Origin of the sequence: Aquabacterium sp., assembly GCF_034003525.1 — a bacterium.
Classification (GTDB): Bacteria; Pseudomonadota; Gammaproteobacteria; order Burkholderiales; family Burkholderiaceae_C; genus Aquabacterium.
This window is the reverse complement of record NZ_JAVEYN010000015.1, coordinates 25468-46432: the sequence shown is the minus strand read 5'-3', so window position 1 is coordinate 46432 and position 20965 is coordinate 25468. Positions and strand designations below refer to the sequence as shown.

At 67.9% G+C, this 20965-nt stretch carries 20 protein-coding genes; 4 read left to right on the top strand and 16 right to left on the bottom strand.

All coding sequences use genetic code 11. The annotated features are described in order from the left end of the window. Positions 1 to 16: 16 nt before the first annotated feature. The 10 genes from RBT42_RS10345 to RBT42_RS10300 all read right to left on the bottom strand — a co-directional run bounded on the left by RBT42_RS10345 (position 17) and on the right by RBT42_RS10300 (position 9992). Positions 17 to 2365, bottom strand: a complete 2349-nt coding sequence (locus tag RBT42_RS10345; protein ID WP_320364800.1) for a DUF1631 family protein — start codon at positions 2363 to 2365, stop codon at positions 17 to 19. Positions 2366 to 2398: 33 nt separating this feature from the next. Beyond that, complete coding sequence (secF, locus tag RBT42_RS10340) at positions 2399 to 3421, bottom strand: protein translocase subunit SecF (protein ID WP_320364797.1); 1023 nt, start codon at positions 3419 to 3421, stop codon at positions 2399 to 2401. Positions 3422 to 3439: 18 nt separating this feature from the next. Further along, the gene (gene secD / locus RBT42_RS10335) at positions 3440 to 5302 is read right to left on the bottom strand and encodes a protein translocase subunit SecD (protein ID WP_320364795.1); all 1863 of its coding nucleotides are present in this window, start codon (positions 5300 to 5302) and stop codon (positions 3440 to 3442) included. A 27-nt stretch (positions 5303 to 5329) separates the two neighbouring features. Beyond that, entirely contained in the window at positions 5330 to 5653 is a 324-nt protein-coding gene (gene yajC, locus RBT42_RS10330; protein WP_320364793.1) for a preprotein translocase subunit YajC, read from the bottom strand. 110 nt (positions 5654 to 5763) lie between these two features. Beyond that, the gene (locus RBT42_RS10325) at positions 5764 to 6054 is read right to left on the bottom strand and encodes a YbeD family protein (protein ID WP_320364791.1); all 291 of its coding nucleotides are present in this window, start codon (positions 6052 to 6054) and stop codon (positions 5764 to 5766) included. Positions 6055 to 6065: 11 nt separating this feature from the next. Then, the gene (locus RBT42_RS10320; RefSeq protein ID WP_320364790.1) at positions 6066 to 7334 is read right to left on the bottom strand and encodes a D-alanyl-D-alanine carboxypeptidase family protein; all 1269 of its coding nucleotides are present in this window, start codon (positions 7332 to 7334) and stop codon (positions 6066 to 6068) included. Between the two features lie 37 nt (positions 7335 to 7371). Beyond that, complete coding sequence (locus RBT42_RS10315; RefSeq protein WP_320364789.1) at positions 7372 to 8028, bottom strand: alpha/beta hydrolase; 657 nt, start codon at positions 8026 to 8028, stop codon at positions 7372 to 7374. Positions 8029 to 8034: 6 nt separating this feature from the next. Further along, positions 8035 to 8361, bottom strand: a complete 327-nt coding sequence (locus RBT42_RS10310) for a (2Fe-2S) ferredoxin domain-containing protein (protein WP_300157045.1) — start codon at positions 8359 to 8361, stop codon at positions 8035 to 8037. Between the two features lie 9 nt (positions 8362 to 8370). Next, entirely contained in the window at positions 8371 to 9531 is a 1161-nt protein-coding gene (locus RBT42_RS10305; RefSeq protein WP_320364787.1) for a VanZ family protein, read from the bottom strand. A gap of 14 nt (positions 9532 to 9545) precedes the next feature. Further along, a complete protein-coding gene (locus RBT42_RS10300; RefSeq protein WP_320364785.1) occupies positions 9546 to 9992 on the bottom strand; it encodes a CopD family protein in 447 nt (148 codons plus the stop codon). 296 nt (positions 9993 to 10288) lie between these two features. Here RBT42_RS10300 and hemB point away from each other — a divergent pair, with 296 nt between their 5' ends. Further along, positions 10289 to 11296 (top strand): porphobilinogen synthase, encoded by a 1008-nt coding sequence (gene hemB / locus RBT42_RS10295; RefSeq protein WP_320364784.1) that lies wholly within the window; start codon positions 10289 to 10291, stop codon positions 11294 to 11296. A gap of 29 nt (positions 11297 to 11325) precedes the next feature. Then, positions 11326 to 12555: a magnesium transporter CorA family protein gene (locus RBT42_RS10290; RefSeq protein WP_320364783.1), complete on the top strand. Its 1230-nt coding sequence runs from the start codon at positions 11326 to 11328 to the stop codon at positions 12553 to 12555. 32 nt (positions 12556 to 12587) lie between these two features. Here RBT42_RS10290 and RBT42_RS10285 read toward each other — a convergent pair whose 3' ends face one another. Together RBT42_RS10285 and tsaB are read right to left on the bottom strand one after the other, a co-directional pair. Beyond that, positions 12588 to 13526 (bottom strand): uracil-DNA glycosylase, encoded by a 939-nt coding sequence (locus RBT42_RS10285; protein WP_320364782.1) that lies wholly within the window; start codon positions 13524 to 13526, stop codon positions 12588 to 12590. Then, on the bottom strand, positions 13513 to 14754 hold the full coding sequence (tsaB, locus tag RBT42_RS10280) for a tRNA (adenosine(37)-N6)-threonylcarbamoyltransferase complex dimerization subunit type 1 TsaB (protein ID WP_320364780.1): 1242 nt from the start codon (positions 14752 to 14754) through the stop codon (positions 13513 to 13515). Before tsaB ends, RBT42_RS10285 begins: the two co-directional genes overlap by 14 nt. Positions 14755 to 14830: 76 nt before the next feature. Between tsaB and RBT42_RS10275 the strand changes: the two genes are divergently transcribed. Together RBT42_RS10275 and RBT42_RS10270 are read left to right on the top strand one after the other, a co-directional pair. Next, positions 14831 to 16414 carry a D-alanyl-D-alanine carboxypeptidase/D-alanyl-D-alanine-endopeptidase gene (locus tag RBT42_RS10275; RefSeq protein ID WP_320364778.1) on the top strand — a complete coding sequence of 528 codons (1584 nt, stop codon included), beginning with the start codon at positions 14831 to 14833 and terminating at the stop codon, positions 16412 to 16414. A 16-nt stretch (positions 16415 to 16430) separates the two neighbouring features. Then, complete coding sequence (locus RBT42_RS10270; protein ID WP_413785882.1) at positions 16431 to 16718, top strand: SemiSWEET family sugar transporter; 288 nt, start codon at positions 16431 to 16433, stop codon at positions 16716 to 16718. Positions 16719 to 16751: 33 nt separating this feature from the next. On the opposite strand, the gene RBT42_RS10265 is transcribed toward RBT42_RS10270, so the two are convergent. The 4 genes from RBT42_RS10265 to purE are packed head-to-tail and all read right to left on the bottom strand — an operon-like array spanning position 16752 to position 20904. Next, positions 16752 to 18149 carry an SGNH/GDSL hydrolase family protein gene (locus RBT42_RS10265; RefSeq protein WP_320364776.1) on the bottom strand — a complete coding sequence of 466 codons (1398 nt, stop codon included), beginning with the start codon at positions 18147 to 18149 and terminating at the stop codon, positions 16752 to 16754. Next, the gene (locus RBT42_RS10260) at positions 18121 to 19170 is read right to left on the bottom strand and encodes an L-threonylcarbamoyladenylate synthase (protein WP_320364857.1); all 1050 of its coding nucleotides are present in this window, start codon (positions 19168 to 19170) and stop codon (positions 18121 to 18123) included. Before RBT42_RS10260 ends, RBT42_RS10265 begins: the two co-directional genes overlap by 29 nt. 37 nt (positions 19171 to 19207) lie before the next feature. After that, the gene (locus RBT42_RS10255) at positions 19208 to 20380 is read right to left on the bottom strand and encodes a 5-(carboxyamino)imidazole ribonucleotide synthase (RefSeq protein ID WP_320364774.1); all 1173 of its coding nucleotides are present in this window, start codon (positions 20378 to 20380) and stop codon (positions 19208 to 19210) included. Continuing rightward, on the bottom strand, positions 20377 to 20904 hold the full coding sequence (gene purE, locus RBT42_RS10250; RefSeq protein ID WP_320364773.1) for a 5-(carboxyamino)imidazole ribonucleotide mutase: 528 nt from the start codon (positions 20902 to 20904) through the stop codon (positions 20377 to 20379). The genes RBT42_RS10255 and purE overlap by 4 nt, the downstream gene beginning before the upstream one ends. Between the last annotated feature and the right edge of the window lie 61 nt (positions 20905 to 20965).

Sequence of the window (20965 nt, the reverse complement as noted above, 5' to 3'; positions counted from 1 at the left end):
GACGGCGCGACGTCACTCAGTTGAGCAGGCGCGTCGGATCGGCGTCGATCTTGGCCAGCGCCGCGCGGGTGGCGCGGGTGGTCAGCGACTCTTCTTCCTGCGGCACCAGCAAACCGGCCTGCAGGAAGGCGGCCAGGCGATGGAGCTGGAACAGGATGCCACGGCCGGCCGGCGTGACAAACAGCAGCAACTGCTGACGCAGGCCCGACCAGGCCAGCTGCACCGACTCCTGCTTGCCGCGGTAGTCGAGCTCGAACCATGCCCCGACCTGCAGCTCGCGCGCCCAGGCCAGCATGGCCGGCGTGGGCATGGTGCCGCCTTCGGCCACCACTTCCAGGGCATCGCTTTCATGCCCGGACAGATCGCGCAGGGTGGCCTCATCGAGCTCGACCTTGGAGAGGTCGGGCAAGACATCGCCCAGCGCTTCCAGGCGCTCGGTGAGGGCCTGAAGGTGAGACGCCGAGATTGCGGCCGAGCGCGCCGAGAAAGCGGCCGCCAGCGCCGCATTCAGCGCCTTGATGTGCTCGTCCTGCTTGTCCAGCGGCAGCCCCGAGCGGGCCATGCCCTCCCGGATCGCCTTGAGCAGATTGGGCAGACGGCGCAGCACCTCGGCCCGCTCGTCGCGGGAGGTCTTGGCGCTCGCCGACCAGATCAGGTCGGCCGCCGCCCGCTGCAAGGCCTTGGTGGCCTCGTGGGTCGGGCCATTGACCACGGCACTGTGCGCCAGCACGTCGGCCCAGACATGGAACATGAACTCACGCACCCCGTCGTGCACCGGCACGCCATCGAGCATCTTGCGCAACTCGATGGTGTACTGGATCGCGCAGGTTTCGCGCTGCTCGACCTGCTGGGCCAGCGACACGCCCCGGCGACTGGCCTGGTTTTCTTCGCGAAAATAGGTTTCCAGGAAGCGTTCGAACTCGGTCAACACGGTCTGGAAGACGCGCCGGCCCGTGTCGGGGTAGGCTTCGATGACCTGCACGATGCGGCGGATTTCCTTGTGCAGCGCGTCGTCGGCGTCTTCGGCCACCCCGCCCACAAAGCCCATCACACACGAGCCCATGCGGTCGATCAGGATGCGCGCCGGGTGACTGGTCGTGGCAAAGAAATCAGGCTCACCCATGGCCACGCGCAGCACCGGCATCTGCAGACGGGCAAACCACACCCGGATGCTGGCGGGCAGCCGCTCTTCGGTCAGGATAGCCTGGAACAGCAGCGCCACGATCTCGATGATGGCGCGCTCGTTGGGGGTGCTGGCCGCTTCCTTGAGCGCCTGCTTGCTGTGCTGCAGGGTCTGCAGGGCCTCGGCCGGGTTGACCGCGGCCTCCACCCCCACCTGGCGGCGCAAGGTCTCGCCCACGGACTGGATGGCTTGGCCCAGCCCCGCCGACAGTGCCGGCCCGGCTGCGCCACCCAGCGGCGGCCGCGCCGCCGTGGGCTCGAAGCCGGGCACCTGGCGCGCCACCACCTGGGTGAGCTTGTCGAGCACGTTCTGCGCCTTCGCAGCGCCGCGCGCCATCCCCGGCGTTTGCGTGAGCATGCGCGTCTCTTCGTAAGCCGCCCCCAGGGGCTGCAGCCCACTGTTGCCGCGCAGCGCGCCCGCACCGGAGGCGCCCGAGCCGGTCGACGGCGCACCATGGGCGCCGCCCGAAGGTGCAAGCGGGGCCGGCTGGGTCACGCCCACATCCTTGGCTCGCCGAATGAAGGGGCGCAAGTCGATCTCGGGGCGCACCCCATGCTCCAGCAGCACCCCGTTGACGTGGTGGTAGGCCTCCTGGGTCCAGGGGGCCACCTCGTGCTGCAAGATGGCCTTGACCTCGACCCAATGGTCCAGGCTCAGCCCCACGTCCAGCCAGGCGTCCACCAGGACGCGCGCGACCCAGTGGGGCATCAGGACATCAACCGGCCCGGACGCGCTCACGGACACCGGGCCACCCACGGCCTGCAGCCGGGCGTTGAGGTCCGAGAACTCCGAGCCGTTGTGGTCGCCGATCATCTGCGCCAGACGCGCCACGGCCAAGTCCCGCTCGACATCGCTGTCATCGAGCAGGCTCAGAGGAATGTCGGTCTTGTTGGCCGGCCCCAAGGCCGCGCGCACGCCCACCGAGCGCCCCACCCGCAGGTCGCGCAGGGCGTCGTGCAGCGGACGCTCCAGCGCCGCCAGCCACGCAGACTGCAAGCGCATGAGCTCCAGCGCCAGATCACGCTTGCGCTGGTAGACCGCCGGGTCGGTTTGCGGCTCGGCGGCCGCCTGACGCGCCCCTTCCACGCAGCCGTGCACCACCGCCTCCACCCCTTTGATCAGGGCTTCGAGGAAGCTGAGACGGGCCGTCAGGGCCAGCGCTCGGTGGGGACCAAAACTCATGAGGCTGCTTCAGAGGGAGGACGAATTTGGACTCTACACCACCGCGCCGGCGTTCGGATCGTTGGGGTCGACGTCTTTCTTCGACGCCGTGACCAGGTCCTCGCGCTTGACGCCCAGCCACATCGCGATGGCCGCGGCCACGAAGACCGAGGAGTAGATCCCGAACAGGATGCCAATGGTCAGGGCCAGAGCAAAGTAGTGCAGCGTGGGGCCGCCGAAGATCAGCATGGCCACCACCATCATCTGGGTGGAACCGTGGGTGATGATGGTGCGGCTGGTCGTGCTGGTGATGGCATGGTCGATCACCTCGGAGGTACTCAGCTTGCGAAACTTGCGGAAGGCTTCGCGGATCCGGTCAAAAATCACCACCGATTCGTTGACCGAGTAACCCAGCACCGCCAGCACCGCGGCCAGCACCGACAGCGAGAACTCCCACTGGAAGAAGGCAAAAAAGCCCAGGATGATGACCACGTCATGCAGGTTGGCGATGATGCCCGCGACGGCGAACTTCCACTCGAAGCGCACCGCCAAGTAGATCATGATGCCGACGATGGTGGCGCCCAGCGCCATCAGGCCGTCGTGCACCAACTCCTCACCGACCTGCGGGCCCACGAACTCGCTGCGCTGCAGCGTCAGCGGCTGCTCGCCATTGGCGGCCTGGCAGATCTGGGATGGGCCCTTGCCGTCGGTCTCGACCGCGCTGATCTGCCCGCCTTCGGCCTTGCACAAGGCGCCGAACACGTTGGCGACCACTTCGGTCTGCTTCATCTCGCCACGCAGGGGCAGGCGGATCAGCACATCCCGCGAGGTGCCGAAGTTCTGTGCCTGCACCTCACCGTAGTTCAGCGCCTCGACGGTGGCGCGCACCTTGGCCACGTCCGCCGTTTGGGCATAACGAGTTTCGATGACCGAACCGCCCGTGAACTCAATGGACAGGTGCAGGCCACGGGTCACGATGAAGAAGACCGCGACGGCGAAGGTCAGGAAGGAGATCGCGTTGAAAACCAACGCGTGGCGCATGAACGGGATGTCACGCTTGATGCGGAAAAATTCCATGATGGGGGTTCCCTGTGCTTATTCCTGGGGCTTCCAGACCTGCCCGATGGACACGCCCTTGAGCTTCTTCTGACGGCCATACCAGAGGTTGACCAGGCCACGCGAGAAGAACACAGCCGAGAACATCGAGGTGAGGATGCCCAGGCAGTGCACCACGGCAAAGCCGCGCACCGGGCCCGAACCGAAGGCCAGCAGAGCCAGACCTGCGATCAAGGTGGTGATGTTGGAGTCGAGAATCGTGGCCCAGGCGTTTTCGTAACCGGCATGGATGGCCGACTGCGGCGCCGAGCCGTTGCGCAGCTCTTCACGCACGCGCTCGTTGATCAGCACGTTGGCGTCGATGGCCATGCCCAGGGTCAGGGCGATGGCGGCGATGCCGGGCAACGTCAACGTGGCCTGCAGCATCGACAGCACCGCCACCAGCAGCAGCAGGTTGACCGTGAGCGCGATGGTGGAGAACACGCCAAACAGCATGTAGTACAGGACCATGAATACCGCGATGGCCGCAAAGCCATAAATCAGGCTGTTGAAGCCCTGCGCGATGTTGTCAGCGCCCAGGCTGGGGCCCACGGTGCGCTCTTCGATGATCTCCATGGGCGCCGCCAGCGAGCCGGCGCGCAGCAGCAGCGCGGTGTCGGCAGCCTCTTCGGTGCTCATGCGGCCCGAGATCTGCACGCGGCCACCACCGATCTCGCCACGGATCACCGGGGCGGTCACGACCTCGCCCTTGCCCTTTTCGAAGAGGATGATGGCCATGCGCTTGCCGATGTTCTCGCGCGTGACGTCCTTGAAGATGCGGGCACCACGGGCGTCGAGCGTCAGGTGCACGGCGGCTTCCTGGTTCTCGTCGAAGCCGGGCTGGGCATCGGTGAGATTGTCACCGGTCAGCACCACCTCGCGCTTGACGATGATGGGCAGGCCGCCACGTTCCATGTAGCGCTCGTAGCCGAAAGGCACCGGGCCGCCGGCTTGCGCGGCCTGGGCCTCGACGCTGTCGTTGACCATGCGCACTTCCAGCGTGGCGGTGCGGCCGATGATGTCCTTGGCCTTGGCCGTGTCCTGCACGCCAGGCAACTGCACGACCACGCGGTCGATGCCTTGCTGCTGGATCACGGGTTCGGCCACGCCGAGTTCGTTGATCCGGTTGTGCAAGGTGGTGATGTTCTGCTTGAGCGCCTGCTCCTGAATGGCGCGCTCGGAAGCGGGCTTGAGGGTACCGACCAGGGTGCGGTCGCCCGAGCCTCCGGTGTCGGTGCCGTCCACCCAGACCACGTCGGCCAGGCTGCTTTGCAGCACGCCTCGCGCCGCCTGGCGGGCCGCGTCGTCGCGGAAGCGCACGATCAGGCTGGAGGCCTCACGCCGGATGCCGCTGTGGCGGATGTCCTTGTCGCGCAGCAGGGTGCGCATGTCGGTGCTGAGGCTGTCGAGCTTTTGCGTGAGCGCAGCCTTCATGTCGACCTGCATCAGGAAGTGCACACCGCCACGCAGGTCCAGACCCAGGTACATGGGCTGGGCGTGGAGACTGCGCAGCCACTGGGGCGAGCGCGACACCAAGTTCAGCGCCACGATGTAGCTCGGGTCCTGGGCATCGGGGTTGAAGGCGCGGCTCAAGGCGTCGCGCGCCTTCAGCTGGCTGTCGGTGTCCTTGAAGCGCGCCCGCACGGAGGTGCCGTCGAGCTCGACGAAGTCGGCCTCCACGCCTGCCTCCTGGAGCACCGTGCGCACACGCTCCACGGCGGAGGCGTCCAGCTTGAGGGTGGCCTTGCCACTGGAGAGCTGAACGGCGGGGGCCTCCCCAAACACATTGGGCAGGCTGTAGACCAAGCCGATGAGCAGGGCCACGGCAATGATCAGGTACTTCCACCAGGGGTAGCGGTTCATAGGATCCTCGACAGCACGGACAGTGACTTACTTGTAGGTGCCCTTAGGCAGGACCTGGATGATCGCCGCGCGCTGCAGTTGCAACTCGACACCATTGGCTACTTCGATGCTGACGAAGGCGTCGCCCAGCTTGGTGATCTTGCCGATGACGCCACCCTGGGTCACCACTTCGTCCCCCTTGGCCAGGGCTTCGAGCATGGCGCGGGTTTCCTTCTGGCGCTTCATCTGCGGCCGGATCATCACGAAATACAGCACCACGAACATCAGCACGAGGGGCAACATGCTCATCAGACCGCCGGAGGCGCTGGCTGCCGGAGCGGCGGTTTGGGCAATGGCTTCAGAAATCAACACAATCGTTCCTTCAAACAAAAGGCCGCGGCACCATCGAGGCGCAACGGCAGGGGCGCAAACATTGTATGCGGCAGGGGCAGCGGCTTTGTCCGCTTGCCCTCACCCAGGGGTCACAGCACGTACTTGACCTGCGGGTGGCTGGTCAGGGCGCGGTAGATGTTGTCCAGATGCTCGCGGCTGGTGGCGGTGACCGTGACGGTCAGGCCCACGTACTTGCCGGTGCTGCTGGGGCGACGCTCCAGGGCCTGTACGTCAAAGCTGGGGTCATGCTGGACGATGAGGGCCACCACGGATTCGACAAAGTCTTCGAGGTGCGGCCCCATCACCTTGATGGGAAAAGGGCAGGGGTACTCGATGAGCGACTGCTCGGGCGGGATGATGGGGTTGACGGGTTGGTTCATGGCCATGTCTTTCATTGGATGCCCAGGCGGATGGCGTCCCAGGCGCGCCCCAGCCAGCCGGCGCTGGGCACGGCTTCGAGCGCCTGCAGCGGCAGCGTCTGCCAGGGCTGGTTGCCCAGGCTGATGCGCAGCTCGCCCACGGTCTGCCCCTGGGCCAGCGGCGCCAGCAAGGGGTCCTGGCGGGTCAGGGTGGTCTGGATGCGGGCGGCCTGCCCTTTGGGGACGGCCACCAGGATGGGCTGGGTGCGCCCCAGCGGCACGGTGCGGGCCCTGCCCTTCCACACCGGCGCCGTGCTGACGGCCTGGCCGGCGGCAAACAGCCGGACCACGTCGAACGCACTGTAGCCCCAATTGAGGAGCTTCTGGGTTTCGGTGGCGCGCGCCTGCGCCGAGGCGGTGCCGACGACCACCGCCACCAGGCGGCGCTCGCTCCCCCCGGCCGGGCGGCGCGAGGTGGCCGCCATGGCGTAGCCGAGGCGATCGGCATAGGCCACCTGCAGGCCGTCCACACTGGGGTCGCGCAGCAGCAGCAGGTTGGTGCTGGCCTGCCTCACGCCGCCCAGGGTCAGCGCCGGCTGGCGGTAGTGGCTCAGAGCCTGCGGGTAGTCGGTGAGCAGGCGCACGGCGATCCAGGTGAGCTCGCGCGGCGTGCTGGCTTGTCCGCTGACCGCCCGCCCGTCGGGGTTGCGAAACTGCGTAGCCTTCAGGCCGAACACCTGGGCCTGGCGGTTCATGCGCGCCACGAAATCGTCCACCGAGCCCGCGACGCCTTCGGCCAGTGCCACGGCCGCATCGTTGGCGCCCAGCACGGCCATGCCCTGCAACAGCTCGGCCACCGTGAGGCGAGCGCCTGCGGCGGCCAGGGCCCGCGTCCCACTGCCGATGGCCGCTTGCCAGGCACGCTCGGAAACGGGCAAGGGGTCTTCCAAGCGGAGCTGACCGGCGTCCACGGCCTGGTACACCAGGTAAGCGGTCATCAGCTTGGTGAGCGAGGCGGGGGGCACCGCCTGATCAGGTTGGCGCAAGGCCAAGGTCTGCTGACTGCCAAGGTCATGCAGGATGAAACCGCGGGCGGCAATCTCGGGCGGCAGCGGCATGCCCGGCGGCGGCTCGCTGAAGCCCGCGGCCACCGAGGCCGACGACTGGGACGGCGCTTGCGCGTGGGCACCCGACAGCGCGCCCCAGCCCAGCGCGAAGGCCGCCAGCACCAGACCCCCGGCACGGCGCCAGCCGGACCGAGCCGCCCGGGCTGTGCGCCAGTGAAGAAGGGAAGAGATCATGTGGTCCACAGATGGGGCCGCTGGCCCACAATGCAAGTCAGACCGCCGCCGCGCGCAGGTGCCGCAGGACAACCTCACGCAACACCGTCAACTTGCCATGGAAGAAGTGGCCGGTGCCCGGCACCACGGTGACCGGCAGGCCTTGTGGGCGCGCCCAGTCGAGGATGCTGGCGAGCGGCACCACGTCATCCTGCTCGCCTTCCACCACCAGGGTGTGGGCAGGCACCTCGGGCACCTCGTAGCGGGAGGTGGCCGGGCTGATGAGCACCAGTTGCTTGGGCGCCACCAGCTCGGGCCGGTTGGCCGCCGCTTCGCTCAGGCGGGCATGGGCCTGGGCCGCGACATAGCCGCCGAACGAGAAGCCCGCCAGCGCCAGCGGCAAGCCGTTGAGCGCCGGGTCGGTGAGGTGGTGGGCGATCACAGTGAGCAGGTCGGTGGTCTCGCCACGACCTTCGTCCCACCCCCCTTCCGACTGGCCCACGCCCCGGAAGTTGAAGCGCACCGCGCGCCAGCCGGCCAGCACAAAGGCCCGGCACAGGGTGTGCACGACCTTGTTGTCCATGGTGCCGCCCTGCAGCGGGTGCGGGTGGGCGATCACCGCCAGACCCACGGGCGCGCGCGCGGGCTCTTCGATGACGACTTCGAGCAGGCCGGCAGGCCCGTCGATGGTGTGGGAAGCGGGGCGTCCGATCATGGTGTGTCAGCGCCCCACGTCATCGGGCAGCACCAGGCGCTCGACCACCTCGCCCTTGGCCAGGTGACGGTCGACGATCTCGTCGATGTCGGACTTGTCCACGAAGGTGTACCAGACCCCTTCCGGGTAGACCACGGCCACCGGGCCGCCCGCGCAGCGGTCCAGGCAGCCAGCCTTGTTGACCCGCACCTGTCCCTTGCCGTTGAGGCCCGCCTCGGCCACCCGCTGCTTGCAGTGATCGAAGCCGGCCTTGGCATCGTGGTCCCCGCAACTGGCTTCGCCATTGATGCGCTGGTTGAGACAGAAGAAAATGTGACGCTGGTAATAGCTCATGGTCGTATTTTATGACTTGGGGGACGGGCGGCCTTCGCGACCCCACAGCCGTGTCAGCAGCCAGATCAGGGCCACATAGGGCCACAGGATGCCGAACCAACGTGACAGGCCGTGGAAGCGGATGAAGCGCCCCAGCTCCCAGGCCTGCAAGGTCTGGGCGTAATACGGGTCGAGGGGGGCGAGGTGGATCAGGCCGATCAGCGCCAGCAACACCCCCACCCCGAGCACGGCGCACGTCATCCGCGCACGCTGCACCAGCAGCATGCCGCCCGCCGCACCCGCCAGCAAGCCCACACTGGTGGGCAGTGTCACCCAGCTGAAGGCATGGGGCGGGCCAAAGTTCAAGGCCGCCGATAACACACTGGCCCCGATCGCCGACAGGACCAGGGCCGCCCACATCACCAGGCGTGGCCGAGGCGAGCGGGCCACCGCGCAGGCCAGGCATAGCGGCGCCAGCATGCCAACCGCCACGGTCAGGGCTTCGATGGGGGCTGCCCACGCCTCGCTGACAGCCGGCATGTTCACGCGCGCCCACAGGCTGAGCGGATCGTCGGGCAGCAGCCAGGCTTGCCAGGGGGTGCCAGCCATCCAGTCCACCAGGGCCAGGCGCACATGCGGCCACAACTGCCCTTCCCCCAGCGGCAGCGGCGGCGGAAACAGCAGGCCCAGCGGCCACAACCACAAGAGCACCAGCCCCATGCCCGCCTGCGGGATGAACCAGCGTTCACGCAGGCGGTGCCAGCCATCGACCAGCCCCAGCGCGTGCACGGTGACGGCCGCCAGCGTGCCCCAGGCTGCGCCCAGGGTGTTGAGCATCCAGTCGGTGATGGAGGGCACCCGGTTGGGCAGCGCGAACTGCGCCAGCTCCAGGGCGTACGACAGGCCCGAGGCCGGCAGCAGCGTCAAGGGCACCGCCCACAGGGCCGTGCGGCCACTGCGCAAGTGCGCCAGGCACAGGATCAGACCCAGCGGCAGGTAGCCCAGAATGTTGCCCACCAGGTCATTGGCGACCTCATGGCGGTGCTTGGGCAGCAGCCAAGTCAGGTTATGGCTGGCCGGCCACTGCCAGCCCGTCAGCGGGTGCAAGGTGGCATACACCACCAGGGCGACCGCCACCCAGGTCAGAGGCCAGGCAGCGCTGCGGTGCTCGGGCATGACAGACCGGGACACGGCGCCCAGGTCGCTCAGCCCACGGTGGGCTTGAGCACCACCAGGAGGACGATGGCCGCAAACAACAGCACCGACACCTCGTTGAAGACCCGGTACCAGCGGTGGGTGCGATGGTTGTGCAGGTCCTCAAAGGTACGCAGCAGGCGGCGGCACACGTGGTGGTAGCCGACCACGCCCAGCACCAGCAGCAGCTTGATGTGGATCCAGATCTGTCCCGGCCCCTTGCCGATGCCGAAGTACAGCCACAGCAAGAAGCCCAGCACCAGCGCCGGCACCATCAGGATGGTGCTGAATCGGTAGAGCTTGCGGGCCATGACGAGCAGGCGCTCGCGCTCGGCGTGGCTGTCAGCGGGCACCATGGCCAGGTTGACGAACAGGCGCGGCAGGTAAAACAGGCCGGCAAACCAGCTGGCCACGAAGATGATGTGGAGGGCTTTGACCCAGAGGTAGGCATTGCTCATGGCCCGATTATGGCCACCCGCCCCCCGCACCAGCCTCGCAAAGTTTTGCAAAGTGCAAAAAAAGAGCCCCGGCCAGAGGCCGGGGCTTGCAAGCCTTCACGCTGTCATCACGGTAAGGCACCTGCTCAGGGAGGAAAAGCAGGGAATGAGGCCTTGCGGCGTATCATTCAAGGCGAATTATAGGGGGGTTGCCCGAGCCTGTCTTGGAGTGGCTCACCGCCGCCACACTGCCAGGCACGGATGTGTGCCGCATTTGGCATTTTGCCCCCACGCTTCCTGATTGAGCCCATCGCACCATGACCACCTCGTCCCCCTTTCCTCACCACCGCCCCCGTCGCCTGCGCAAGGATGACTTCTCCCGCCGCCTGGTGCGTGAGCACCACTTGCGCGCCGATGACCTGATCTACCCGGTGTTTGTGCTGGACCAAGACGAGGGCAGCGAAGCGGTGAGTTCGATGCCGGGGGTCGAGCGGCTGGGGCGCAACGCGCTGTACGCCGCCGCCGAGCGCTGCCTGACCCTGGGGGTGCCGGTGCTGGCCCTGTTCCCGGTGATCGACGCCTCGCTCAAGACCTCCGATGGCCGCGAAGCCGGCAACCCCGAGGGCCTGGTGCCGCGCACGGTGCGCGAACTCAAGCGCCGCTTCCCCGAGCTGGGCATCATGACCGACGTGGCGCTGGACCCTTACACCAGCCACGGCCAGGACGGCCTGCTCGACGAGACCGGCTACATCCTCAACGACGAGACGGTCGAGGTGTTGACCCGCCAGGCGCTGACCCAGGCCGAAGCCGGCGTGGACATCGTCGCGCCCAGCGACATGATGGACGGCCGCATTGGCGCCATCCGTCAGGCACTGGAGTCTCAGAACCTGATCTACACCCGCATCATGGCCTACAGCGCCAAGTACGCGAGCGCCTTCTACGGACCCTTCCGCGATGCGGTGGGCTCGTCGGCCAACCTGGGCAAGAGCAACAAGAAGGTCTACCAGATGGACCCGGCCAACAGCGACGAGGCCTTGCGCGAGGTTGCCCTCGACATCGAGGAAGGCGCCGACATGGTCATGGTCAAGCCTGGCCTGCCCTACCTGGACATCGTGCGCCGCGTCAAGGACACCTTCAAGGTGCCGACCTTTGCCTACCAGGTCAGCGGCGAGTACGCGATGCTCAAGGCCGCCGCGCAAAACGGCTGGCTGGACCACGACGCCACGATGATGGAATCGCTGCTGGCCTTCAAGCGTGCGGGCGCCGATGGCGTACTGACTTACTTCGCGCTGGAGGCGGCCGAGCAGCTGCGCACCCAGGGCTAAGATGCGGGCGACGTCACCCAGGGGTTTCCGTGCGCTTTTTCCTGATCCACGACAGCTTCACCGAACTGCCTGACTGGCCCGCCGCCCTGCCCCCGCAGGGTTTCCTGTGGGTGACCTGCAGCCGCCGCGTCTTCGAGGTGCAACTCGAGCGCGCGCAGCAACACCTGCAGCGTCTGGCCGGCGGGGGGCTGGTGGACCTGCACGTCTCCGACCTGATCAACCCGCAGCTGCCCTCGCAGTACGACTACACCTCGTGGTACGACCTGCTGGTGTTCCGTCGCCTGGCAGCGGGCCAAGGCACCGAGCGCATGTTCCTCGACGAGGAGCGCGGCACGGCCTCCAGCGCCAGCCAGGCCTTGGCCGCCATCGACACCAGCCCGGTGGGCTTTGCGGTGTTCGACCGGGTGCTGCTGACGGTGCACCCGGCCGACTGTTCGGTGCGGGATTTCTTCCAGACCCGTTTGAGCCAGCTGGGACAAGGCAGCCACGCCACGGGTGACAACGGCCAGCCGCCGGCGGGCGAACTGTCCCGTCCCGTGCACGACGATGAGGAAGCCCACCTGGGGGTCGATCCCCAACTGATCGAAGAGCATCACCTCGCAGGCCTGGCCCACGGCCACCGCACGGAAGGGCGCGGCCCGTCGCGGCTGCCACCCAGCCCGGCCGACCTGATGCTGCGCATCGTCAACCACATGGTCGACAGCTACCTGGACCTGCGGCGCCTGTTGACCCGCCAGCTCGGCTATCTGCAGCAGGACATGCTGCGCAGCAGTGGGCGCTTTCGCCACTGGCAGGCGCTGCTGGCGTCGCGCAACACCCTGCACATGCTCGAAGACATCTGCGAGGACCAGCGCAGTGCCCTGCAGGAGTGGATCGACGCGCTGGAAGACTGGCCGGTGCCCACCGACCCGGTGGCGGCCCGCGAGCGCGAGGTGCTGCGGGTGCGTTCACGCGATGTGCAGGAGCACATCGAGCGGGTGCTCAACCATGTGCGGCGGCTGGAGACCTCGTCGGAGAGTGCGGTGCAGATGCACTTCTCGCTGCAAGGCAGCCGCACCAACGCCATCATGCGCACCCTGACGGTGCTGACGGCCATCTTCCTGCCGCTCAACCTGATCACCGGCGTGTTCGGCATGAACTTCGACGCGCTGCCGCTGATCCATGCCAGCCATGGCTTCTGGCTGGCCTTCGGCCTGATGGCCCTGGTGGTGGTGATGCTGGTGTGGTGGTTCCGGCGCAACCGCTATCTGGGCGATTGATCGGGCGATTGCTCAGGCGCTTGACCAGCCGGTCAAGCACGCGACTGGGCCCGCGACTGCATCAGCACCTCGCGCGCCAGACACAGATCATCCCAGGCCAGAGCCTTGTCGGCCGGTGAGCGCAAGAGGTAGGCAGGGTGGTAGGTGACGATGACCGGCACACCCTGCACCTGGTGCACCCGTCCGCGCAGCTTGCCCAGCGGCTCACTGGACTTGAGCAGCGACTGCACGGCAAAGCGCCCCATGGCCAGCACCACGCGGGGCTGCACCAGCGCCATCTGGCGCAAGAGGTAGGGCTCGCACTGCGCCACCTCTGGCGGCAAGGGGTTGCGGTTGGCCGGCGGGCGGCACTTGAGCACGTTGGCAATGAAGACCTGCTGCGTGGCCGGAGCCTCGGCCCGCGTGAGGCCGACGGCTTCGAGCATGCGGTCGAGCAACTCACCCGCGCGGCCCACGAAGGGCTCGCCCTGCTTGTCTTCCTGCTCACCGGGGGCTTCGCCCACGATCATCCAGTCGGCTTCGATGTGACCGACGCCGAACACGGTATGGGTGCGGCTCTGGCTGAGGGGGCAGGCTTGGCAGCTTGCCACGGCGGCGCGCAAGGCCGGCCAGTCCATCGTCTCGATGCCCGTCGGGCGCGGCCCCAGAGCCACCTCGGCAGGTGGTGCGGCACGGCTGTTCGGTGAGGCAGCGGGGGAAGTGAGGGGGCCCGCCGCCGGGCGAGTGGCAGGCGGGGCGGGGCGAACAAGGGTCGGCTCGGCCACGTTCATGGCATGAGACGACGCCTCACTGGCGCGAGCCGGTGCGGCGATCGGCGCGTCCACCCGCGGGGCGGCTTCGGCCACACCGGCCGGGTGCGACCGACTGGCAGCGGCCTCGCCCACATCCGGCTCAGGTGATGGCTCGACCGGCCAGAACGCCGGGACACCCATCTCGCGCAGCATGGCGCGCTGACGCTCAGTCCACCGCACGTGCGGCCCCTCCGAGATCGATGTCGCGGCGCATCACCAGGGCATCTTCGCGCCCCTCTGGCGCGGGGTAATAAGCTTTGCGTCGCCCCACTTCGACAAAGCCCTCGCGACGATAGAGCGCAAGCGCGCGCTCATTGCTGGGGCGCACCTCCAGCCACAGCAGGCCGGCCTGGCGCGCTCGGCAACGCTCGCACAACAGGCCCAGCAAAGCCCGCGCGATGCCCTGCCCCTGGTGCGCACGGCTCACGACGATGTTGAGCAAGTGGACTTCATCGACGCCATCCATCGCGACGCAGACGGCCACGATGCGACCGCTGTCGGCCTCGCAGCGCACCCGCATCCAGTAACCCGAGCGCAACGATGAGCGATAGTTGTCCTCCGTCCAGGCATGCACGGGGTGCACGCAGGCCGCCTGCTCCATCTCCAGCACCGCGGGGATGTCGTCCACCGTCATCAGGCGGTCGATGTGGCGCGGCGCCTGGGCGATGGCCCGGCGCTCGGCGGTGGTTTGCGCCACCTTGTCGCGCACGTAGCGCGGCAGTGCCAGGGCCACATCCACCGTGTCACCACGTGCCCAGGCCCGCTGTGCCAGCGCCGCCAGGGCCGCGCCGCGCGGTGCCGCGCTCGCCTCGCCCAGCACCCTGGCGCCCAGGGGCCACAGAGGGGCAAAGCGATCAGGGTAGGCCTGCAAGGCGTTGCCGCACAGGCGCAGGCCCTCTGTAGGGGTCAGGCTGCCCCGCGTCCAGCGGGACACCGGCTCGGTCAAGGGCCACAGCTGGGTGGCGTGCGCGACCTGCCAGTCAGCCCCATCCCAGGTGAAAGCGCCGACGTACAGTTCGTCCATGCGCGCGTCCTGCAGCACCCACACGACGTCGCCCGGAGCGCACGTCTGCGGAGATTGCTGGCGGGCATCCTCGGCCACGGCCATGAGGGTGTCGATCACGATCACTGGGCAGTCGGCGCCCAGCGCCAGCCCCTGCGTGACCGAGCAGGCGGTGCGCAGGCCGGTGAAGGCGCCCGGGCCACTGCCGAACGCAATCGCGTCCAGATCCGGCCAGGCCAGACCCGCGTCGCGCAGCAGCCCCTGCAAGGCGGGCAACAGCTGGGTCGACGCCTGCGCGCCCCCCGGCAGGTCCAGCGTCTGGACGGCCGCGCCCACGGCCAGTGCGGCATGGACACGGTCGGTGGCGGTATCAAGGGCAAGCAGAACAGGCGCGGCAACAGACATGGCAAGAAGTGTAGCGAGTGCGCCGCCTTCTATGATGGTGGGCATGCGCAGCCTGCGATTGTCCTCTGCTTCCCGAATGTCCGCCGCCCCACCGGCCAGGCCACGTCCGTGGGCCTGGGGCTTGCTCCTGTTCGGGTGGGCCACGGCCTGGGCGCAAAGCCCTGCCCCCAGTGGGCCAGCGTCGCTGCCCGCGCCCGTGGTGTCGGCCTTGCAGGCCCAGGGCATTCCGGCCGAGGCGGTGTCGCTGTGGGTGGCGTCCGCAGACGGTGGCCCGCCCCGCCTGCAGCACTTGAGCGAGACCTGGCGCCCTGCAGCTTCGGTGATGAAGCTGTTCACCACCGGCGCCGCACTGCGCACGCTCGGGCCAGCCTGGACCTGGCAGACCGACGTCGCCCTGACCGGCACACTTCACCCGGACGGCACCCTGACGGGCTCGGTCCATGTGCGCGGCAGCGGTGACCCCAGCCTGCGCATGGAGCAGGTGTCGCTGATGCTGTCGCGCTGGCGAGGGGCCGGCCTGCGGCACATCCAAGGCGACATCGTGCTCGACCGCAGCGCCTTCCAACTGCCGCCGCACGACCCCTGGGCTTTCGACGGCAAGGGCCTGCGCCCCTACAACGCCGGTCCGGACGCCCTGCTGCTCAACCACCAGGCCATCACCCTGCACCTGATGCCCGATGCGGCCCGCCCCGGGCAGGTGCGCGTGGCGATGGAGCCGCCACTGGCCGGCGTGAGCGTGGAGGCCGAACTCAGCCCCGACCCGCTTGCCCCCTGCGGAGACTGGCGCGCGGCGCTGGACCTGCAACTGCGCCCCGCACCCGGCTGGCCGCATCACCACCCGTCGCCCTGGCAGGTTCACGTGCGCGGGCCGTATTCGCTGAGTTGCGGCCTCCAGACCTGGCCGGTGCTGTGGTCGGGAGCCAGCGGGGAAGACTACGCCGCCCGCCTGCTCACGCAAACCTGGCGGCAGTGGGGCGGCGAACTGGACGGTCAGGTGCGCGCTGGCGCCTGGCCTGTCGATGCCACGCCTTGGCAAAGCTGGACCTCGGCCCCCCTGGCCGAAGTCGTGCGCGACATCAACAAGTTCAGCAACAACGTGATGGCGCGGCAGCTGTTTCTGACCCTGGGCGGGGCGCGCTCTTCGACGCCGCCGGCCCCCCACACGCTTGCCATCGCGGACAGCGCGCCCGCCGTCTCGCCCCTGGCGCCCGCGGTGCCTACCGCCCTCACCCTGGCCGAGGCCCGTGACGTCGTGGCCCGCACCGTGCGCGACGCCACCACCACCGACCGCACCCCATCACCGTGCGGTCCCGGGCAATTGGTGCTGGACAACGGGGCCGGTCTCTCACGCACAGAAGGCAGCACCGCCGCTTGCCTGGGACAGTGGCTGCAAGTGCTGTGGGCCAGCCCGGCCATGCCCGATCTGATCGCCTCCCTGCCCTTGACCGGGGTGGATGGCACCGCACGGCGCTGGCAAGGGGCAGCGGGTTACGCCCGCGTCAAGACCGGCACACTGTCCGGCGTGGTCGCCGTGGCGGGCTATGTGGACGGCGAAAGTGGCCGACGCCATGTGGTGGTCGGCCTCATCCAGCACCCTCGGGCGGCCCAGGCGCGCCCCGTGCTCGATGCCCTGCTGGACTGGGCCCGACAAGACCAATGAAGAAAGCTGTCCCACCGTGAACCCTTTGCAAGCCCTGCTACCCCTGACGCCCTCCACCATCGAATGGATCGGCACCGGCGCCGCCGTTCTGACCACGGGCTCGTTCATCCCTCAGGCCTGGCTGATCTTCCGCACCCGCCAGGTGGAGGGGATCTCGGTCGGCATGTACAGCGCCTTCACAGCAGGGGTGGCGCTGTGGCTGGCCTATGGCGTGGCCAAGGGCTCGTGGCCCATCACCATCGCCAATGCGATCACCTTGACGCTGGCGTCGGCCATCTTGGTGATGCGCTTGCGGTTTCGCTGAAGCCGCACGCGGGCTGCGCACGGCCACGCGTCATCAGAACTGCTCGGCGGCGCGAGTCAATGCCGTCGAGGCGATGGCGCTGTGCAATGTCGATGACACGCGCACGTCGTCGGCCCACAGATAGTTCGCCACATTCCCGCTGCTCACCAAAGTGCCCACATTGCAATACGCCAAGGAGCTGCTGTCCAGAACGCCATCGGGCCGAACCATCTTGGCCGCATCGCATTGGCGCTTGTTCTCATAGCTGGTGTTGCGGGCGTAGGAGTTGGTGATCTGCGCGGCGTCCACATAACCCAGCTGACGCCCGTTCAAGGCATATTCCGTCCCCAGGCTGGTGATCAACTGCTTGTTGAACGCCACCACCAAGGCCTCCATCTCCGGGTTGCATGGGCGATCGCTCACACCTGCGCAACTCACCGCATTCCTCGCGAGCGCGTGAGGCGAATACGCCAGATTGGGCGCATTCACCAGCACCACCTTGGCACCCGTGGACAGGATCTGCTTGACGCCATCGATCAGCGTGACAGCACGCGCCTTGGCTTCGGCCTCCTTCTGCGCCAATGTCAGGCCGCTGTTGTCGAAAACCTCCAGCAGATCGTTCTGCCCCAGCCACAAGGTGACCAGCGTGCCCGACTTCAATTGCCCGGCCGACTGGGCCGTGGCAACCTGGGCAGCCAAACCGGTGACCTTGGCGCCAGCCACCGCATGGCTCACCGCACCGGCTCGGTCCAGACGGCAGGCCGCTTCATAGCCCTTGCCAAATGCACGCGCCACATACTGCGTCCAGATGCTGGAGGCCGAGCAGTTGTAGAACTGGTCAGTGGTGCGCTTTACGGTGGCAAAGTCACCCGCCCCCTGTTCGATGCGTGTGACCACGTTGAACGCATCGCCCGAATTGACGCTCTTGAAATAGCCAAAAGTGGTTCCAGTGACAGAAAAGTTCTGCACTCCAGCTTGAGTCGTTCCGCTGGCGCACAGGGCGCCCACCGTAGGGTCGGTACAAACGCTGACCGAAAGGTTGATCAAGCTATTCACCGCATAGGTCAACCCTGTGATCCTCCCCACATCCCCCGGGATCACCGAACCATCATCATTCCGCACCGACAAGTCGACACTGGCAAACGCGCTGCTCTCATCCCCAAACGACACGATGCTCGCTGGCTTGTAGTCCTCAGACCGATCCCCACCACCACAGGCCGACAAAACAAGTGCCGAGCACGCTAGGGTCACCAGGCCGACACGGCGCAGGCTCACAGGCAGGAAAGACGAAGGCGTGGCAAACATGGGATCTCCGGAAATGCACTCAAGACGACAGCCCGACAGCATAAAACGCCTCACGCCCCCGCATCGGCCTGCCATGTAAAGAAGCGTGTGCCAGCGGCCCTCATCGGGCCGCCCGCCATCAGGCAGCCGCCCGATCCAGCCGGTCACGCACTCCATCCCAGGCGGGGTCCAGCGGTGGGGCCTCCACCCAGATCAACTCGACCCCTGTGGCGTCCATCTCCCGCAAATCGGCAAACAGGTCGTGCGCCGCCGTGGCTGCATCCCCGGGCATGGAGCGATGCACGACCCCCGGGTGCGGCGGGCGATGCGCCCACAGACTGCGCGAGTACACCGCGATGCGGGGCGCCTTGTGCGCACCGCTGATGGCGGCCGCGCTCAACTCCGGCTCGATCACATCCAGGGCCGTGGCGAGTTGCGCATCGCTCATCAGGCGCACCCGCGCACGGGGGGCATAGTGCGACAGCAAGGTGCCGGCCGCCTTGGGCGCAGCGGGATCCGGCGCCTCGGGGCGCGACCATTGCACCGGCTCACCGGCCACCGCTTCGATTTCGGCCAGCGTGAGCTTGCCGGGTCGCAACAACACCGGATGCCCGCGCGAACAGTCGATGATGGTGGACTCGATGCCCACCTCACACGCGCCGCCATCGAGCACCCAGACTTCGTCCAACCCCACACCGCGCCCTTCGAACTCTTCGCACACATGCTGCGCGGTGGTGGGACTGATGCGGCCAAAGCGGTTGGCGCTCGGCGCTGCCACACCCAGAACCCCATGCTGGGCACAGGCGTCGAGCAAACGCTGCGCCACCGGGTGCGACGGGCAGCGCAGGCCGATGGTGTCGTGCCCCCCGGCGGCGGCCGTGGCCACACGCGGGTCACGCGGCACGATCACGGTCAAGGGGCCGGGCCAGAAGGCCTGCGTCAACCGCTGCGCCACGGGCGGAAAGGCCGACACGAAATGCAGCGCCGCCTGCGGATTGGGTACATGCACAATCAAGGGATGATCGGCCGGCCGACCTTTGGCGGCAAAGATGCGCGCCACCGCCGCATCGTCGTCGGCACGTGCGCCCAGACCGTAGACGGTCTCGGTGGGCAGTGCCAGCAGCCCGCCTTCGACCAGGCGCAGGGCGGCCCGCTCGATCGCATCAGGCTGGGTGGCGGGGTCGAGCATGGGCATGGGCGCGTCCTGTGAGCGTCAGGTGAATCAATCAGAAAGGTGCGATGCCCAAGATGGCGGCCGCCTGCAAAGCCGTGGCCCGCGCGGCCTCGGGCGTGGCACCCGTCACGGTCAGGTGCCCCATCTTGCGCGCCTTGCGGGCCTCGGCCTTGCCATACAGGTGCAAGTGGGTGCCACTCAGCGCCAGCACGGCGGCCCAATCAGGCTCCACCTGCTCGGTAGCGCCTTCGGGGAACCACAGGTCGCCCAAGAGGTTGAGCATCAAGCAGGGGCTGTGCAACACGGGCGCCACCAAGGGCAGCCCCGTCATCGCGCGCACCTGCAACTCGAACTGCGACACGTCGCAGGCGTCGATGGTGTGGTGGCCTGAGTTGTGCGGCCGCGGCGCCATCTCGTTGGCCACGATGCGGCCATCTTGCAGCACGAAGAACTCGATGCACAGCACGCCCACATAGTCCATGGACGCAGCGATCTGGTGCGCGGCGGCATAAGCCTGCTGCGACACCGCTTCGGTCACGTGAGGTGCAGGCACGGTGGTGACCGCCAAGATGCCATTCCGGTGCAGGTTCTCCTGCAGCGGGAAGTGCACCACCTGACCATCGCGACCGCGGGCCACCAGCACGCTGACCTCGTAGGCCAGAGGCAGCATCTTCTCGAGCACACAACCCACGCGCTGCAACTCGTCCCATGCGGCGACCAGTTCGGCGCGCGTCTTCACGCGGACCTGGCCCTTGCCGTCGTAGCCCAGGCGGGCGGTTTTCAGGATGCCGGGCAGCAGGTCGTCGGTGACGGCGGCCAGTTGCTCGGGCGTTTCGATCACGGCATACGGTGCGCAATCGACCCCACAGGCCACGAAGTGGGCTTTCTCACGGGCGCGGTCCTGGCAGATGGCCACGGCCCGGCCTGCGGGCGCCACCGGACGCGACTCCGCCAGCTTGTCCAGCGCCTGAGCGGGCACGTTCTCGAACTCGGTGGTGATGGCGTCCGACACGCGGGCCAACTCGGCCAGACCGGCCTCGTCCAGGTAGGCGGTGCGGATGTGCGCGTGCGACACCAGTCCGGCCGGACTGCTCGCATCGGCGTCCAGCACGGCGGTGCGGTAACCCATGGCCTGGGCGGCGTGCACGAACATGCGGCCCAACTGGCCGCCTCCCATCACGCCCAGCGTCGCGCCGGGCAGGATCACATCGGTGCGAGCGGTCATGCCTTGGCGTCCAGGGTCAGGTCGTTCGTCATGGCGCGCGCCACCTCGGTCTGGCGAGCGCGGAAGGCGTCGAGCTTGGCACGCAAGGCCGCGTCGCCATGGGCCAGCATCGCCACGGCAAACAGGGCCGCGTTCCCGGCACCCGCCGTGCCAATGGCAAACGTCGCCACCGGAATGCCCTTGGGCATCTGCACGATAGAGTGCAGCGAGTCGACCCCCTGCAGGTGACGCGAGGGCACCGGCACGCCCAGAACGGGCACCGTGGTCTTGGCCGCCAACATACCCGGCAGGTGAGCCGCGCCGCCCGCCCCGGCGATGATGGCCACCAGGCCGCGATCGGCCGCGGCTTCGGCGTAACGGAACATGTCGTCGGGCATGCGGTGCGCCGAGACGACCTGAGCCTCGAAAGGCACGCCGAACTCGGTCAGAATGTCAGCGGCATGGCGCATGACATCCCAGTCGCTGCTGGACCCCATCACCACGCCCACCTTGATGGCGCCTGTCAAACCTGTCGTGCTGCTCACGGCTCGTCCTCGTCACTCAAAACCCTGAATTTTAGGCGCTGCCGCCCCGGCGCGCCGCACA